The sequence below is a fragment of the Muricoccus harenae genome, from assembly GCF_009848505.1.
In the GTDB taxonomy this organism is placed as follows: Bacteria; Pseudomonadota; Alphaproteobacteria; order Acetobacterales; family Acetobacteraceae; genus Roseomonas; species Roseomonas harenae.
Window position 1 is genome coordinate 228,942 of sequence record NZ_WWDL01000001.1, and the last position, 16,394, is coordinate 245,335.

Genomic DNA, 16,394 nt, shown 5'->3' on the forward strand with positions numbered 1-16,394 from the left:
GGATGACGGAGATGCTCTGGGGTCCGGTACTGCGTGAGAACGGTGTGACATTCCGGCTCTGGGCACCATCCAGCGAGGCGGTGTCGCTGGAGGTGGAGGGGATGGAGCCCATCCCCATGCAAGCCGTGGGGGAGGGGTGGTATGCCGCCGATGCCCCCGCAAAGCCCGGGGCGCGCTATCGCTTCCGCGTCTCAGCCGATCTGCTGGTGCCCGATCCCGCCGCCCGCGCGCAGGCGGAGGACGTGCATGGCGCCTCCGTGCTGATCGATCAAGGCAGCTACCAGTGGCGCAACACCGAATGGCGTGGGCGTCCCTGGCATGAGACGGTGCTCTATGAGCTGCATGTGGGCGCCTGCGGCGGCTATGCCGGGGTGCGCGCCCTGCTGCCGCGGCTACGCGACCTCGGCATCACCGCCGTGGAGCTGATGCCCCTGGCCGCGTTCCCCGGCGGCCGCAACTGGGGCTATGACGGCGTGCAGCCCTTCACCCCCGATCCGAGCTACGGCACGCCGGATGAGCTGAAGGCGCTGGTGGACGAGGCGCATGGGCTCGGCCTCTCCATTTTCCTCGACTGCGTCTTCAATCATTTCGGGCCGGACGGCGCCTATCTGCACGCCTATGCCAAGCCCTTCTTCGACGAAGGCATCCACACGCCCTGGGGTGCCGCGATCGACTTCAAGAAGCCGCCCGTGCGCGCCTATTTCGAGGAATGCGCGCTCATGTGGCTGCGCGACTACCGCATCGACGGGCTGCGGCTTGATGCCGTGCATGCCATCGCCGACCAGTCCTGGCTGGACGTGCTGGCCCGCCGCATCCGCTCGGAGATCACGGGGCGCGAGGTTCACCTCGTGCTGGAGAACGAGGGCAACACGGCGTCCAAGCTCACCCCCGGCCTCTATGACGCGCAGTGGAACGATGACGGGCACAACACCCTCCACCCGCTGCTGACCGGCGAGCGGGAGGGGTATTACGAGGACTTCGCCGATAACGGCGCGAAGAAGCTCGCGCGCGTGCTGGGCGAGGGCTTCCTGTTCCAGGGCGAGGAGATGCCGCATCTCCACCGCCCGCGCGGCGAGCCTTCCGCACATCTGCCGCCCACCGCCTTCGTGCTCTTCCTGCAGAACCACGACCAGGTCGGCAACCGCGCCATGGGGGAGCGGCTGAACGCCCTGGCCGATCCCGCGGCGCTGCGTGCGGCGACGGCGCTGCTGCTGCTCTGCCCGCAGATCCCGATGCTTTTCATGGGCGAGGAATGGGGTGCCACCGTGCCGTTCCTGTTCTTCACCGGCTTCCGCGATCCGGAACTGGCCAAGGCGGTGCGCGAGGGGCGGCGCAAGGAATTCGCCCATTTCGCTGCCTTCCAGGACGAAGCCGCGCGCGAGCTCATCCCCGATCCGAATGACCCGGCCACCTTCGAACGCTCCCGCCCTGATTTCGCCGAGGCCGGGCGCCCGCCGCACGACGCCATCCTCGCGCATCACAAGGCGTTGCTGGCGATCCGCCGTGCCGAGATCATCCCCCGGCTGCAGGGCGCCATGGCCCAGGGCGCCGAAGCCGTGGGCGAGGCCGCGGTGCTCGCGCGCTGGCGCATGGGGGATGGCGCGGTGCTGACCATCGCCACGAATCTCGGAGCCGGGCCAGCACAGGTTATGGCGCAAGGTGCCCGCATTCTGTTCGAGAGCGCTTCCGGCGCCGCCGCCTCCCTGGCCGCCGGCACCTTGCCGCCGCACACCACCATCGCCCTGCTGGATCCGACCACACGATGAGCGACCACGACCTCCGCGATCTTGCCCAGGCCGCCGGCATCGCGGTGGAATGGCGGGATGTGAACGGACGCGACAACACCGTCGGCCCGGATGCCATGCGGGCGATCCTGACGGCCCTGGAACTGCCGGCGGGCAGCGAGGCAGAGATCCGGGAAAGCGGCGAGAAACTGCGAGAAGGCGAGCGCGGCCTGCCATCGCTGTGCACGGCCATCGCGGACCGCCCCGTCCTGCTCGGCCTGCCGGGAGAGCCCGGTTTCCGCCTGCGGCTGGAAAGTGGCGAAACGCGGGAGGGCCGTGCTTGGCAGCAGGACGGCCTCTGCACCCTGCCGCCCGTGAGCGAGGTAGGATACCACCGGCTGGAGATCGCCGGGCATGAGACGACCCTCGCCGTCTGCCCGCAACGCTGCCACGGCATCGCCCCGGGCACGCGGCCATGGGGGCTGGCGGTGCAACTCTACTCGCCGCGTCGCAAGGGCGATGGCGGGATCGGGGATTTCACCGGCCTCTCGCAGCTGGCCGGCTCCGCGGCGCGGCATGGGGCGGATGCCATCGCCATCTCGCCGGTGCATGCGCAGTTCTCGGCCGATCTCGAGCGCTTCTCGCCCTACGCGCCCTCCTCGCGCCTGTTCCTCAACGTGCTGCATGCCGATCCCGCAGCACTCGGCGCGGATACGCTGCGCGCGGCGCTCGCCGAAACCGGGCTGGCCGATGAGTTCGCGCGGCTGGAGGCGCTGGACCTCGTGGATTGGCCCGCCGCCTCGCGGCTGCGGCTCCGCCTGTTCCGCGCCATCTTCGACCGTTTCGCCGGCACCGCCGAGTTCGACCGCTTCCGTGCCGAGGGTGGCGAGGCGCTGGAAAGCCATGCCCGCTTCGAGGCGCTGCATGCCGCCCTCTATGGCCGTGACCCGTCGCTCTGGCACTGGAGGAACTGGCCGGAGGAGTTCCGCACGCCCCAGGCACCCGGCGTCGCCGGCTTCGCGCGGGAGCATGAGCGCGAGGTGGCCTTCCACGCCTTCCTGCAATGGCTCGCGGATCGCGGGCTCGGCGCCGCTCAGGCGGGGTTCAAGGACGCAGGCGCGAAGATCGGGCTGATCGCCGATCTCGCGGTGGGCACGGATGGCGGCGGCAGCCATGGCTGGTCGCGGCAGGACCAGATCCTGTCCGGCGTCGGCGTCGGCGCGCCGCCCGACATCTTCTCGCCGCTCGGCCAGTCCTGGGGCATCGCGGCCTTCTCGCCACGCGGGTTGCGGAAAGGCGGTTACGCTGCCTTCCTCGAGATGTTGCGCGCGGCCATGCGCCATGCAGGCGGCGTGCGAATCGACCATGCGATGGGCCTGGCGCGCCTCTGGCTCGTGCCGGAGGGGCAGGATGCAACACAGGGCGCCTATCTTCACTTCCCCGTGCAGGACATGCTGCGCCTCGTCGCGCTTGAATCGCGGCGGAACGAGGCCATCGTGGTAGGCGAGGACCTCGGCACCCTTCCCGAAGGCTTCCGCGACCGGCTGGATGAGACGGGCGTGATGGGCCTGCGCGTGCTGTATTTCGAGCAAGGAAAGGATGGCCGCTTCACCCCGCCCGCGCAGTGGTCTCCGGGCGCCGTGGCCGTCACCACCACCCATGACCTGCCCACCGTCGCGGGCTGGTGGAAGGGACGCGACATCGATTGGCGCGTGAAGCTCGGCCGCCTGGGTGAAGGCGCCGATGGCAGCGAGCAGCGGGAGGAGCGCGCGCGGGACCGCGCCAATCTCTGGGATGCCATGCGCGCCAGCGGCGCGGCGCAGGGCGACATGCTCGGTGAGGAACAGGGGGCCGAGGTCGCGACCGTCGCGGCGCGCCATGTCGCCTCCGCCGCCTGCGCCCTGGCTCTGCTCCCGCTGGAGGACGCGATGGCGCTGGAGGAGGCGCCGAACCTGCCCGGCACCACCGATGGCCATCCCAACTGGCGCCGCCGCCTGCCGGGCGAAGCCACCACCCTGCTAGACGCGCCCGATACCGCGGCGCGCCTGCGCGCATTCTCCGAGGCCCGCTGATGCCTGCCCCCGCCACGCCGCGCGCCACGGCCCGGCTCCAGTTCCACAAGGATTTCCCGCTGGATGCGGCGGTGCCGCTGGTGCCGTATTTCCGGAAGCTCGGGATCAGCCATCTCTACGCGTCGCCGATCCTGAAGGCGCGCACCGGGTCGACGCATGGCTACGACATCGTGGACCCGGAGCGCATCAACCCGGAACTGGGCGGGGAGGATGCGCTGCAGCGTCTCGTCGCCGCGTTGCGCGCCCATGACATGGGCCTCATCCTCGACATCGTGCCGAACCACATGGGCGTGGGCGGTTCCGATAACGGTTGGTGGCTGGACGTGCTGGAATGGGGGCGCCAGTCGCCCTTCGCGCATTTCTTCGACATCGACTGGAACCCGCCCGATCCTGCGCTGCAGGACCGGATGCTCGCGCCCTTCCTCGGCGGCCCCTATGGCACCGTGCTCGAATCCGGCGATCTCGCTCTGCATTTCGAGCCGGAGAGCGGCAAGGTCTACGCCCAGTACTTCGAGCACCGCTTCCCGCTCGCGCCGCGAAGCTATGCGACGCTGCTTTCGGCAACGCATGAGGCGAAGCTGATCGGCATCGCCCAGATCTTCCGTTCCCTGGATCGCAGCGGCAACCGCGACGCCACGCGCGCCGCCGCGGGCCTCGCGCTCGACATGCTGGCGCAGCACGCCGCCAGCAGCCTTGACGGCCGCGCGCAGATCGATGCGGTGATCGCGGCCCATGATCCGAAGGATGAGGCCGGACGCGCCCGGCTGCACGCGTTGCTGGAGGAACAGAACTACCGCCTCGCCTGGTGGCGCGCCGCGACGGATGAGATCAACTGGCGCCGCTTCTTCGACGTCACCTCCCTCGGTGGGCTGCAGGTGGAGCGGCCCAGCGTCTTCGAGGCGACGCATGCGCTCATCTTCCGTCTCTTCGCGGAAGGGCTGATCGACGGCGTGCGCGTGGACCATGTGGACGGGCTTGCCGATCCGCGCGGCTATTGCCGCAAGCTGCGACGGCGCCTGCAGGCGTTGGAGGCGAAGCGCCCGGCCGATGCGCCGAAGGGCAAGCCGCTGCTACTGGTCGAAAAGATCCTTGCGCCGCATGAAAAGCTGCGCCGCGACTGGTTTGTGGACGGCACCACCGGCTACAACTTCATGGACGAAGTCTCCGCCGTCCTGCACGACCCCGCGGGCGCGGAGCCGCTGGCGGAAATCTGGCATCTCCAGACCGACCGTCCGCGCGACTTTGGCGAGGAGGCGCGCGAGGCCCGGCGCCAGATCCTGCGCTACAACTTGGCATCAGAACTGAACGGCACATCCGTCGCGCTGCAGCGCATCGCCATGCGCGACTTCGCGACGCGCGATTTCACTCTGACCGCCATCCGCCGCGCGCTGACCGAGGTGCTGGTGCATTTCCCGGCCTACCGCTCCTATCTCGGCATTGCCGGGCGCAGCGAGGCCGATCGGCGCCTGCTGGACTGGGCCATGGCAGGCGCGCGCCGCACGGTGCGCGCCACCGAGCGCCCGTTGCTGGAGCTGCTGGATTCCTGGCTCGGCGGCGATCCGCCGCGCAGCCTGCCGCATGCCCAACGGCGCGAGCGGCAGCGGGCCGCCGTACGCTTCCAGCAACTTTCCGCTCCCGTTGCCGCCAAATCCGTGGAGGACACGGCCTTCTACCGCTACGGCCGCCTGATCTCGCGCAACGAGGTGGGCTCCGAGCCTTCGCATTTCGCCATCACCCCCGCCGCCTTCCATGCGACCTGCCGCGAGCGCGCGAAGTATTTCCCGCGCGAACTGCTGGCCACCGCCACCCATGATCACAAGCGCGGCGAGGACACGCGCGCGCGGCTCGCGGTGCTGTCCGAGCTTCCCGAGGAATGGGCGAACACCCTCACGCGCTGGACGCGGCTGAACGCGGTGCTGAAGAAGGAGGTGGATGGCGATCCCGCGCCGGACGCCGCCGACGAGATCATGCTGTACCAGTCATTGATCGGCGCCTGGCCGCTGGAGCTCGATCCGGCGGATGAGAAGGGCGTTGAGACGCTGATCGCCCGCCTCGCCGCCTGGCAGGAGAAGGCGTTGCGCGAGGGCAAACGCCGTTCCGAATGGGCGGTGCCGAACGAGCCCTATGAGGCGGCCTGCCGCGATTTCCTCACCGCCATCCTGGCCGCCGACCGCCCCTCCCGCCTGCGGGAGGAGGTGGCCAGCCTCGTGCAGCGCCTCTCCCCTGCCGGCGCGGCCAATGGCTTGGCCCAGACGCTGATCCGCTGTACCGCGCCAGGCATTCCAGACCTCTACCAGGGCACCGAGTTCTGGGACTTCTCACTGGTCGATCCCGATAACCGGCGCCCCGTGGACTTCGAGGCACGCAAGGCAGCGCTGGAGGCAGGGGAGGCCCCGGCCGCCCTGCTGCCGCATTGGAAGGACGGGCGAGTGAAGGCCGCGATCCTCGCCCGTGCCCTGGCCCTGCGCACCCGGCTTCCGGCGCTATTCGCGGAGGGCGAGTACATCCCCCTGGAGGCGGAGGGGAAAATGGCGCCGCATATCCTCGCCTTCGCGCGGCGCCTGGGCGATGCCGCCAGCATCACCGCCGTCACCCGCCTGCCGGCGAAGCTGCTGGGGGAGGGAAACCAGCCCCTCCTCTCGCCCGAGGCCTGGGGCGACACCGCCCTGATCCTCCCACCTGCCTTGTCCGGGTTGTCCTTCCGCGATGCCCTCGGCGAAGGAAAGGCCATGGGCGGCGAGCGCCTGGCGGCGGCCAGACTGCTGGCGGGCCTGCCGGTGGCCCTTGTAGCGGCGGAATGAGGATTAACCTGAGCATTTGACGTCCTGCCTCCGGCATGGCGTTAAGCTCCTCTGACACCGCGTCGGAACACCGCTTGTCTGCCACCCCTTCCACCGTCGCCGCGCGTCGCACCTGGGCCGAGGAGCGCCTCGCCCTGGCGCTCGAGGCTTCGGGCATCGCGGGGGCCTGGGACTGGGATGCGGAGACCAACCTCATCCATGGCGATGCCCGCGCCTGCACCCTGCATGGCATGGACCCGGCTCTCGGCGAGCGGGGCGCGCCCGGCCCCGTCCTTCTTGCCCATGTGGTGCCGAAGGATCGCCCGGCGCTGGACCGGGCGCTGGCCGCGGCTCTGGCCGGTCGCGCGGCGCTGAACATCGCCTATCGCGTCTGGCCGCCAGGCAGGGATTTCGTCTGGGTGCTGCTGCGCGGCAGGGTGCTGCGGAACGAGTCCGGCACCGCCACCCGCCTGGCAGGGGTGGCGCTGGACATTTCCGAGCAGAAGGACACCGAGGCCGCCCTGCGTGAGAGCGATACCCGCTTCCGCGCCATCGCCGACACCATGCCGCAGGCCGTCTGGTCCACCCTGCCCAATGGCCACCACGACTACTTCAACCGCCGCTGGTACGATCTGACCGGCATGGTGGAGGGGGCGACGGATGGCGACTCCTGGTCCCGGGTCGTCCATCCGGACGACCGGCCGGTTGCGGGCGAGCGCTGGCGCAATTCCCTGGCCACAGGCGCGCCCTATGAGGTGGAGTACCGCCTCCGCATGGCCGATGGCTCCTGGCGCTGGTTCCTGGCCCGGGCCCTGCCGGTGCGGGATTCGCAGGGGCAGATCACGCGCTGGTTCGGCACCTGCACCGATATCCACGACCTCCGGCTCCTCGCCGAGGAGCGCGAGGTGCTCAGCCATGAGCTGAGCCACCGGATCAAGAACATCTTCTCGGTCATGGCCTCGCTCATCTCCCTCTCGGCCCGTGGCCACCCGGAGGCGGTTCCCTTCGCCGAGGAATTGCGCGGGCGGATCAACGCGATGGCCCGTGCCCATGATTTCGCCCGCCCGCATAGCAGGAACGGCCACCTGGCGGCCGGCCGGACCACCCTGTTTGACTTCCTGCGCGACCTGCTCTCCGCCTATGCCCCAACGAGCGGACAGGAGGAGCGCATCGTGATCGAGGGCGAGGACCAGACCTTCGACGATTCCGCTGCTACGCCCCTTGCGCTGCTCTTCCATGAGCTAGGGACGAATGCGGCCAAATACGGCGCCCTGTCTCTCTCTGGCGGGCGCGTGTTCATCACGGTGGCGCGGGATGAGGAGGCGGTGATCCTGCGCTGGCAGGAACGGGGCGGACCAGTCCTCGCTGGCCCGCCCGAGCGGGAGGGCTTCGGAACCCGCCTCGCCATGCTCAGTACCCAGGGCCAGCTCGGCGGCACCGTCACAAGGCACTGGCCGCCCGAGGGGCTGGAACTAGAGGCACGCCTCCCGCCGGACGCCCTGAACCGCCGCCGCCGCATCGGACAGGAGCCGTAGCTCGGAGGGAGGGACCGCGGAGCGCCCCGCGCGCAGCGAGATGGCGAAGCCCACCGCCTGGGCGAGCGCGGCATCGGTGAAGGGCTTGGAGAGGATCCCGACCGGTCCGGTGATCCCAGGGCCGATCTGGTAGGGCATGGCGGTGAGATAGATCACGGCCGCCCCCCATTTCCGCGCCAGAGCCTCGCCCAGCCGGGGGCCCGTGAGGCCGTCCCGCAGGTCCAGGTCCACCAGGGCGAGGTCGATGCCCTGCGCTGCCGCCTCCAGGGCCTTTGCAGACTCCGCGGCGGTTGCGACCACCTCATGGCCGAGCGCTTCGAGCTTGTAACTGAGGTCGAGGGCAATCAGAGCTTCGTTCTCAACGATCAGGACACGCTGCGACATAGACGAGGGACATCCGCTGGGAAGAACCTGGCAGAAACTGGTGGCGGAGCCGGAGGTTTCCCCGCGCGGCACGCGTTACCCTGCACCGTGTCTTCGGCGCATCAGCCCGTGACGCGGTACAGGATCACCTCGCGCTCCTCCCGGTCCTCCAGCTCCCGTGTCACCGGAACCTGGAAACGGGCGGCGGATGCCAGCCCCTCGCGCGGGACATAGGCGCGGCCCGGATCAGCCAGGATGACCTCCGCCCCTGCCGCGGCCAGCCGGCGCAGCCAGGGCATGATGTGCCGGGTCATCGGCGCCTCGTAGCAGACATCCCCGGCCAGCACCGTGTCCCAGCGGTTCGCAGTGCCCACCACGTCACCCGGTGCCTCGTCCACCCGCACGCCGTTCAGCCGCGCGTTCAGCCGCGTGGCCGCATGGGCCAGCGGGTCGATCTCCGCGGCCTCCACCGTGGCGGCGCCGGCCAGGGCGGCGGCGATGGCGGCCAGCCCGCCGCCGGCGGCGAAATCCAGCACGCGCCGTCCGGCCACGCGCGAGGGATCGTCCAGCACCCAGCGGGCAAGGGCCTGGCTGCCGGGCCAGGCGAAGGCCCAGAAGGGCGGCTCGATCCCCTGTTCCCCCAGCCATGCCTCGGTGGCCTGCCAGATGGGAGTGATCTCGGTGGCGAGATGCAGCGGGATCTCGGGCACCAGAGCGGGGCGGGCGATGGTGGTGTTCGCGGCGACGAAGGCATCCGCCGCGGCGCCGGTCCTCGGGGGAAGGCCTGGGGAAGTTGCCCCCGTCACAGGCGGCCCAGGAGCAGCGCCAGCGCGATCAGCAGCCCGGCATCACGGTTCGACTTGAAGAGGCGCAGGCACAGGCCCGGGTCATGGATGTCCAGCCGCCGCACCTGCCAGGCGAAATGCGCGGCCGGCAGCGCCAGCCCGGCGAGGAAAAGGGGGGCCAGTCCGGCCAGCAGCCCGGCCGCCGCCAAGAGAAGGATGACGAGCCCATAGGCGATGACGAGGAAGGGCCGCGTCCGCTCGCCGAGTGTCAGGGCGGAGGAGCGGTTGCCGACCAGCGCATCGTCCTCCCGGTCCTGATGCGCGTAGATCGTGTCATAGGCCAGGGTCCAGAAGAACCCGGCGGCCCAGAGCAGCAGGGCAGGGGCCCCCAGCGCCCCGGTGCTGGCAGCCCAGCCCATCGGCGCCGCCCAGGTGAAGACGATGCCCAGCATGGCCTGTGGCCAGTCCGTCACCCGCTTCGCCAGCGGGTAGAGGACGATCGGCAGCAGCGAGGCCACGCCGAGCCAGATGGCCGCCGGCGGCAGTTGCAGCAGGATCACCAGCCCGAGCAGCGACAGCCCGACCAGGAAGGCGAGGGCCTGCCGCGTGGTGACGGCGCCCGAGGCCAGGGGGCGGCCGGTGGTGCGCTCCACCTGCCGGTCCAGGTCGCGGTCCCACAGGTCGTTTACCACGCAGCCCGCGCCGCGCATCACCACGGCCCCGACCCCGAACAGCAGCACCAGCCACAGCCCCCGCCCCCAGGAGGGCGCCACGGCGGCGAAGGCCCAGAGGCCGGGAAGGAAGAGCAGCCAGGAGCCGATCGGCCGGTCCAGCCGCATCAGCAGCGCATAGGGGAGCAGCGCGGGCGGCAGCCAGCCGGAGAGGCCTTCTCGGCGAATATCGGTGTAAGGAGCCACGGCCTTCCTGTCCGACGGATCATCGCCCGTGTCCATCCCGCGCCTCTTTACAGACCACGACCTCCGCGAAGCGACCGCCATCCCCGCCGCCCCGGGCCAGGGCCGCTATCTCGGCGCGGTGATGCGGAAGAAGGAGGGGGACGCCGTCACCCTGTTCAACGGGCGCGACGGGGAGTGGCGCGGGCGCATCACCTCCATCCGCAAGGACGAAGCGGCCCTGGTGCCCGAAGCCCTGCTCCGCCCCCAGCCACCCGCGGGCGGCCCCATCCTGCTGGTCGCCGCCCTGAAGCGGGAAGCGATGGAATGGGTGGTGGAGAAGGCGACCGAGCTGGGTGCCCGCGCCATCCGCCCGGTGCTCACGACCCGTGCCGTGCCGGACCGGGTGAACCGTGCCCGCCTCTCCCTCATCGCCCGTGAGGCCGCCGAGCAATGCGAGAGGCTGGACGTGCCGGAACTGGCCGAGGCCATGCCGCTCTACGCCGCGCTGGACGGCTGGAACGCCGCCACCCCCCTCATCGTGGCTGCCGAGCGGCGCGGGGCCGCCCCGCTCGCCGCCCGCCTGGAGGCCGACCCGCCCGGCCCGATGCCGGCCCTGCTGGTCGGTCCGGAGGGAGGCTTCACGGGACCGGAACTTGACGCCCTGGCACGGTATCCCTTTGTTGCGATGGCTGGCCTCGGCCCTCGAATCCTGCGGGCGGAGACGGCGGCGGTTTCGGCCCTGGCGGTGGTCCAGGCGATCCGCGGCGACTGGGCCCACCACAGCCCAACAAACGGAATGGGCGAGTAGCAACAGCATGTCGAATCCTGGCGAGGCCGATCTCACGCCGATCCACTCCGTGCGTGACCTCGCCGGCTGGTTCGCGGCCGGCAGCAAGCCGCGGGACCAATGGCGGGTCGGCACCGAGCACGAGAAGATCGGCTTCCGCCGCGAGGGCCACACCCCACCCCCCTATGAGCCCGCCGGCATCGCGGCTCTGCTGGAGGGGCTGACGGCGAAGGGCTGGGAGCGGATCGAGGACACCGGCAAGCTGATCGGGCTGAAGCGTGGCGCGGCGAGCGTCAGCCTGGAGCCCGGCGGCCAGTTCGAGCTGTCCGGTGCCCCCGTCGCCACGATCGGCGAGACCGAGGCGGAGCTGGACGACCACCTGCGCGACCTGCGCGAGGTGGCGGAGCCGCTGGGCATCGGCTTCGCGGGGCTGGGCTTCCACCCGATGGCGACGCGGGAGGCCATGCCCTGGATGCCCAAGACCCGCTACGCCATCATGCGGAACTACATGCCGCGCGTGGGCGACATGGGCCTCGACATGATGCTGCGCACGGCGACGGTGCAGGCCAATCTCGACTTCGGCGACGAGGCGGACATGGTGGAGAAGCTCCGCATCTCCCTCGCCTTGCAGCCCCTTGCGACGGCCCTTTTCGCCAACTCGCCCTTCCGCGAGGGCGAGGCCACGGAATACCGCACCCTGCGCGGCCTGGTCTGGACCCGCACCGACCCGGACCGCACCGGCATTCCCGCCGTGGCCTTCGAGGATGGCTTCGGCTTCGAGCGCTTCTCCGACTGGGTGCTCGACGTGCCGATGTATTTCGTCATGCGCGAAGGCCGCTTCGTGGATGCGACGGGCACCACCTTCCGCGACTTCATGGCCAATGGCCTGCCGAGCGATGCCTCCATTCGCGCCACCATGGGCGACTGGGCGGACCATGTGACGACGGTCTTCACCGATGTCCGTCTCAAGCGCTTCCTGGAGATGCGCGGGGCGGATATGGGATCGGCCGCCATGGTCACGGCGCTGCCCGCCTTCTGGGTCGGGCTGCTCTATGACGATGCGGCGCAGAAGGCCGCGGCCAGCCTCGTGCGCGGCTGGTCCGTGGCCCAGTTGCAGGCACTGCGCGCCGACGTGCCGAGGCGGGCGCTGGATACGATGATCGGCGGCGTGCCGCTGCATGAGGTAGCGCGGGACGTGCTCGCCATTGCCCGCGACGGGCTGAGCGCACGGGGCCATGGCGAGGAACGCTTCCTCGCGCCGCTGGAGCGCATTGCCGCCAGCGGCGAAACCCAGGCCGACCACTGGCTGCGCCGCAACGCCGAGGAATGGGCCGGCGACGTGTCGCGCGTATTCGGCGAGGCGGAGCTGTGATCGCCGCCTGAGCTTCAGCCGGGAGGGCCCGCGCTCTCCCGGTTCTCCGCCGCCACGCTTTCCACCGCGCTTCGAGTCTCATCCGCGAGGCGCGAGAGGTCGATCATCGTCACGGTGATCTCCTCGGCCGAGGTGGCGTTGGACTGGCCGATCTGCGTCAGCACCTGCACGCGCTCGGCAATGCTGGAGACGGTGGCCTCCTGCTGCTCCATGGCGATGGCCGTGGCGCCGGAGAGCCGCGCGCTTTCCCCCACCACCCGCTCCAGCTCGTCCATGTCCGTGCCGACGGCGGCAGCGCTTTGCCGCCCCTCCCGCGCGCGGATGCCGGCCTGGACCACGACATCGGCGATCTCCTGCGCCAGTGCCTCGGTGTTCGCCGCCAGCATGCGCACCTCCTCGGCCACCACCGCCAGGCCGCGGCCATGCTCGCCAGCGCGTGCGGCCTCGATCGCGGCGTTGATGGCCAGGATGTTCGTCTGGGTCGCGACCTTGCCGATGGTGCCGGCGATGCGCGTCACCCGTTCCGTATCCTCGCCCACCGCATCCACCACCTCCAGCAGCGTCCCGATCCGGCGCAGGCTTTCGGCCAGCAACCGGCGCGCGGCCTTGGTCTGCTCATGCGAATCCAGGGTGATGCGGCCAACCTCGCGCACGGCCTCGCTGCTCTGCTCCAGCGCCTCGCCCAGGTGCCGCAGCTCGGCCAGCTGCGTCATCGCGCCGTCGGAGATCTGGCCGATGGCGTGGGAGGCCTGGGTGGTGGCGATGGCGGTGCGCCGCGCCCCGTCCAGCGCCTGCTCGCCGAGGCGCTGCGTGGTGCGCAGGTTCTCGCGGAAGACCAGCAGGGCGCGCGCCATCTCGCCCACCTGGTCGCGGCGATCCGTGCAGGGCACCTCGGCCTCCGCCTGGCCATGCGCCAGCCGCTCCATCGCCCCCGCCACGGCGCCCAGCGGCCGCGCGGTGAGCCGCACCAGCACCAGCCAGGTCAGCAGCAGCCCCAGCAGGCCGAGCGCGAGGCCCGCCATGTTCACCCAGCGCCCCTGGTCGGACAGGCGGCCTGCCTCGGCGAGGTTCTGCGCCGTGTCCTCCCGCACCAATCGCCGCGCCTCGCCGACGAGGCTGTTGAAGGTGACGGCGCGCACCCGCCAGGCATCGTTCAGCGCGCCGTAGCGGTCCCGCTGGTCGGCGGCGAAGGCCTGCTGCATTTCCTGCCCCAGGGCCGGCATGCGCCCGATCATGTCCCGCGTGATGCTGACGAGGACCGGATCCAGCCGCGGCCCGATCCGCGCCAGCAGCGCATCGTGATAGCCGACCAGCAGCTCGACCTGCCGCGTCACCCGCCGCGCCGCGACGCCCGGCCGCACCTCGCCGAGGATGACGTTGGTCAGGAAGCCGCTGAAGGAGAAGAGGCTGGTGGCGAAGTCGTCCACCGCCTCGGTCTGGCCGCGCTGGTGCACGCCCAGCTCGCCGATGATGCCCGACTGGCGCGCGCCGATCAGCGCGGAGCCACCGGCGAGCACGCCGAGCACCAGCAGCATCAGCAGCACGATTCCGGCGGCACGGGTGCCGATCCGGCCGGTCCATTCGCCCAGGCGGCCGCGCCGCACCGTTCCGGTCTGCGGGGCCATGCCCTCCGCCACCTCAGCGCGCATGGGCCTGGATGCCGAGGGAGGGGGCGAGGGTGCGGTTCCAGGCATCGGCGCAATCGGGCCCGCAGCGGTCGATCCAGCGGGGCAGCACCATCCAGACGAGCAGGCCACGGCGGCGGGCATCGTCCTCCGGCGACATCGGCACGATCGTCACCTTGCCCTGCGGGCCGCCCGGGCAGGCGGGGCGCCCGGCGGCGCATTGGATCCCATCCACCGTCTCCTGCTCCACGCCGCTCCAGATGGCGCCCTCCAACTCGGCCAGGCCGCGCCGCATGCCGCTGCGGACATCCTCCGGCAGGGCGTTCCAGGCCGCGCGGTTGGCGCCGAACATCGAGACGCCCCAGCTCAGCGCCATGTCCTGCACATGCGTCGCCACCTCCTGCAGCCCGATGGCATTGCCCGACAGCGCGCCGGTCACGGCGCATTCCACCGATCCGTCGCGCATCGCCGGGACGATTCCGGCGAAGGGAATGACCACCGGCGTGGCGCCCAGCGCCTCGAACACTTCCATCTGACCGACGGAGGAGGTGCGGATGCGGCGCCCCGCGAGATCCGCCAGTCCCGCGAAGGGGCGGCGGCACCAGGTGACCTGCGCGGGATAGGTGTAGATGGACAGCAATTCGATGCCGTAGCGCTCCTGCAGGATGCGCTGGAGATGCGGCCGGTACAGCCGCACCGTCTCGCGCAACGTGGCGAGATCCGGATTCTGCAGGGGCAGGTCGAGCGCCTGGAACTCCGGTTCGTCCACTGCCGCGAGGGCGAGCAGCACGGTGCCGAAGGGCACGGTGCCGGCACCGATGAGCTGCAGCATTTCCGCGGCCCGGAAGCCGGAGCGGTCGGAGGGAACGATCTCGGCCGTCGCGCGTCCGTTCGTCAGCGCCGGAAGGCGGTTGCGCCAGAACGGCTCCTCATGGCGGACATATTGGGAGACATTCGCGAGCCCGCCGACGATCCGCAGGTGGATGGGCTCCTCCGCGACCGACATGGTGGGAAGGGCTAGCATCGCCATGGCCGCCAGGCGCAGCGCGGCACCGTATTGTTTGAGCGCGTGGCAAAGAAGTCGGCCGGGCATCGGGTGTCCTAATCGCGTGCCGGCCGCCACCCGGATCGACGGAGTATCGCCAGCCGGTCGGGAATCGCCGATGCGGCCAGACCGGCCCGGCAACATATCCCGCCAAGATCGCAGCCGGCCAGGGGCTATTCCCCTGCAGCGACGCCGCACCGGGAGGGCTGGCGCGATGTTCCGCTACTTCGAACCCGCCAGCGGTTTTCAGGGCGATAGGCTGCGCGCCATGTAGACGCGGCGCAGGCCATTCTCTTCCCGCCGCTCCGTCTCGACGAAACCGGCCTTCGCGTAGATTACGCGGTTCCGTTCCATGCGCTCATTGGTCAGCAGCCGGAGCTCGCGCAGCCCGCGGCGGCGTGCCTCCTCCTCCGCGAAGGCGAGCAGCGCGCGCCCGGTGCCGCTGCCATGCAGCGTCGGCTCCACGGCCAGGTTATCGATCCACAGATGGTCCCCGCGGTCCTCGAGCACCGCCAGGGCGACGATGGCGCCGTCCCGTTCCAGCACATAGGCCTGGGCATGCGCGACGCGCAGCGCGAAGTCGTCGTCCATCGGCGCCGGGCGGCGGCCGAGCAGCGGGACGTATTGGACATAGGCCTGCTGCACCAGCGCGGCGATGGCCTCGGCCTCTTCGGGCCGCGCGAGGCGGAGGGCACTCATCCTGCCATCACCAGCGCGATGCCGCCAGCCGCCGAGATCGCCAGGATCGCCCAGCGCGGCCGCGGCCCCTGCAGCCAGCGCCGTGCCGGGCCGGACAGCGCCGCCCCCAGGGCGATGCCAGGCAGCAGCACCAGGGCCAACCACAGCTCCGCCCAGCCCAGCCGTCCGGCCGGGATCGCCGTGATCAGCAGGGTGATATAGGCGAGCAGCCAGAACAGCCCGAGGAAGCCGCGCACCGCCTGGGCCGGCAGATGCGAGACGGCCAGACCCATCAGTGGACCATGCACGCCGGAAAACCCTCCCATCACGCCCGAGACCAGCGCCGCGCCGGCCAGCATGGGCGGAGTCGCCCGCAGCCGCGGCATCGCGACCGCCAGTCCCACCGCCAGCAGCACCACGATGCCATAACCTTGCCGCGTCGCAAGCTCGGGCCGGTAGACGGCCAGTGCCATCCCCGCTGCCGTGCCGGCTGCGACGCCCAGCACCGCCGGGCGCAACAGCCCCGGCGGCACAGCGCCCGCATCCGCACGCCACTGCCCGAAGAGCAGCAGCAGCGCCGAGAGGATGAAGGGCACCGGCACCAGCCGGGGATCGATGAGGAGCAGCATCGGCACGCCCACGAGACTCATCCCGATCCCCGCCGCCAATTGCACGATGGTGGCGAGCCCGATCGCCAGGTTGACCAGTAGGAGCTCCCCGATCCCCACCAGC

Annotated in this window: 13 protein-coding genes; 6 read left to right on the plus strand and 7 right to left on the minus strand. The window is 70.8% G+C overall.

The features are described from left to right. Window positions 1-11 precede the first annotated feature (11 nt). From treZ to GSE44_RS01035, 4 genes are all read left to right on the plus strand, one after another. A complete protein-coding gene (gene treZ, locus GSE44_RS01020) occupies window positions 12-1,766 on the plus strand; it encodes a malto-oligosyltrehalose trehalohydrolase (RefSeq protein ID WP_235924482.1) in 1,755 nt (584 codons plus the stop codon). Further along, window positions 1,763-3,796, plus strand: a complete 2,034-nt coding sequence (gene malQ, locus GSE44_RS01025) for a 4-alpha-glucanotransferase (RefSeq protein ID WP_159346382.1) — start codon at window positions 1,763-1,765, stop codon at window positions 3,794-3,796. The genes treZ and malQ overlap by 4 nt, the downstream gene beginning before the upstream one ends. Continuing rightward, window positions 3,796-6,597 (plus strand): malto-oligosyltrehalose synthase, encoded by a 2,802-nt coding sequence (treY, locus tag GSE44_RS01030; RefSeq protein ID WP_159346384.1) that lies wholly within the window; start codon window positions 3,796-3,798, stop codon window positions 6,595-6,597. Before malQ ends, treY begins: the two co-directional genes overlap by 1 nt. Window positions 6,598-6,671: 74 nt before the next feature. Further along, window positions 6,672-8,111, plus strand: a complete 1,440-nt coding sequence (locus GSE44_RS01035) for a sensor histidine kinase (RefSeq protein WP_159346386.1) — start codon at window positions 6,672-6,674, stop codon at window positions 8,109-8,111. On the opposite strand, the gene GSE44_RS01040 is transcribed toward GSE44_RS01035, so the two are convergent. The 3 genes from GSE44_RS01040 to ubiA form a co-directional block, all read right to left on the minus strand. Further along, complete coding sequence (locus GSE44_RS01040; protein ID WP_159346388.1) at window positions 8,049-8,495, minus strand: response regulator; 447 nt, start codon at window positions 8,493-8,495, stop codon at window positions 8,049-8,051. The genes GSE44_RS01035 and GSE44_RS01040 overlap by 63 nt on opposite strands. Window positions 8,496-8,596: 101 nt before the next feature. Further along, window positions 8,597-9,280: a class I SAM-dependent methyltransferase gene (locus GSE44_RS01045; RefSeq protein WP_159346391.1), complete on the minus strand. Its 684-nt coding sequence runs from the start codon at window positions 9,278-9,280 to the stop codon at window positions 8,597-8,599. Further along, window positions 9,277-10,212 carry a 4-hydroxybenzoate octaprenyltransferase gene (gene ubiA, locus GSE44_RS01050; RefSeq protein WP_159346393.1) on the minus strand — a complete coding sequence of 312 codons (936 nt, stop codon included), beginning with the start codon at window positions 10,210-10,212 and terminating at the stop codon, window positions 9,277-9,279. Before ubiA ends, GSE44_RS01045 begins: the two co-directional genes overlap by 4 nt. On the opposite strand from ubiA, the gene GSE44_RS01055 reads away from it, so the two are divergent. Together GSE44_RS01055 and GSE44_RS01060 are read left to right on the plus strand one after the other, a co-directional pair. Further along, window positions 10,205-10,963 carry a 16S rRNA (uracil(1498)-N(3))-methyltransferase gene (locus GSE44_RS01055; RefSeq protein WP_159346395.1) on the plus strand — a complete coding sequence of 253 codons (759 nt, stop codon included), beginning with the start codon at window positions 10,205-10,207 and terminating at the stop codon, window positions 10,961-10,963. The genes ubiA and GSE44_RS01055 overlap by 8 nt on opposite strands. A gap of 7 nt (window positions 10,964-10,970) precedes the next feature. Further along, window positions 10,971-12,314, plus strand: coding sequence for a glutamate--cysteine ligase (locus tag GSE44_RS01060; RefSeq protein WP_159346397.1), 1,344 nt, complete (start codon window positions 10,971-10,973; stop codon window positions 12,312-12,314). A gap of 14 nt (window positions 12,315-12,328) precedes the next feature. Here GSE44_RS01060 and GSE44_RS01065 read toward each other — a convergent pair whose 3' ends face one another. From GSE44_RS01065 to GSE44_RS01080, 4 genes are all read right to left on the minus strand, one after another. Continuing rightward, window positions 12,329-13,963 (minus strand): methyl-accepting chemotaxis protein, encoded by a 1,635-nt coding sequence (locus GSE44_RS01065; protein ID WP_159346399.1) that lies wholly within the window; start codon window positions 13,961-13,963, stop codon window positions 12,329-12,331. Continuing rightward, complete coding sequence (locus tag GSE44_RS01070; RefSeq protein WP_159346401.1) at window positions 13,953-15,032, minus strand: TRAP transporter substrate-binding protein; 1,080 nt, start codon at window positions 15,030-15,032, stop codon at window positions 13,953-13,955. Before GSE44_RS01070 ends, GSE44_RS01065 begins: the two co-directional genes overlap by 11 nt. Before the next feature lie 198 nt (window positions 15,033-15,230). Further along, window positions 15,231-15,683: a GNAT family N-acetyltransferase gene (locus GSE44_RS01075; protein ID WP_159346403.1), complete on the minus strand. Its 453-nt coding sequence runs from the start codon at window positions 15,681-15,683 to the stop codon at window positions 15,231-15,233. Beyond that, window positions 15,680-16,390, minus strand: a complete 711-nt coding sequence (locus GSE44_RS01080; protein WP_159346405.1) for a sulfite exporter TauE/SafE family protein — start codon at window positions 16,388-16,390, stop codon at window positions 15,680-15,682. Before GSE44_RS01080 ends, GSE44_RS01075 begins: the two co-directional genes overlap by 4 nt. Window positions 16,391-16,394 lie beyond the last annotated feature (4 nt).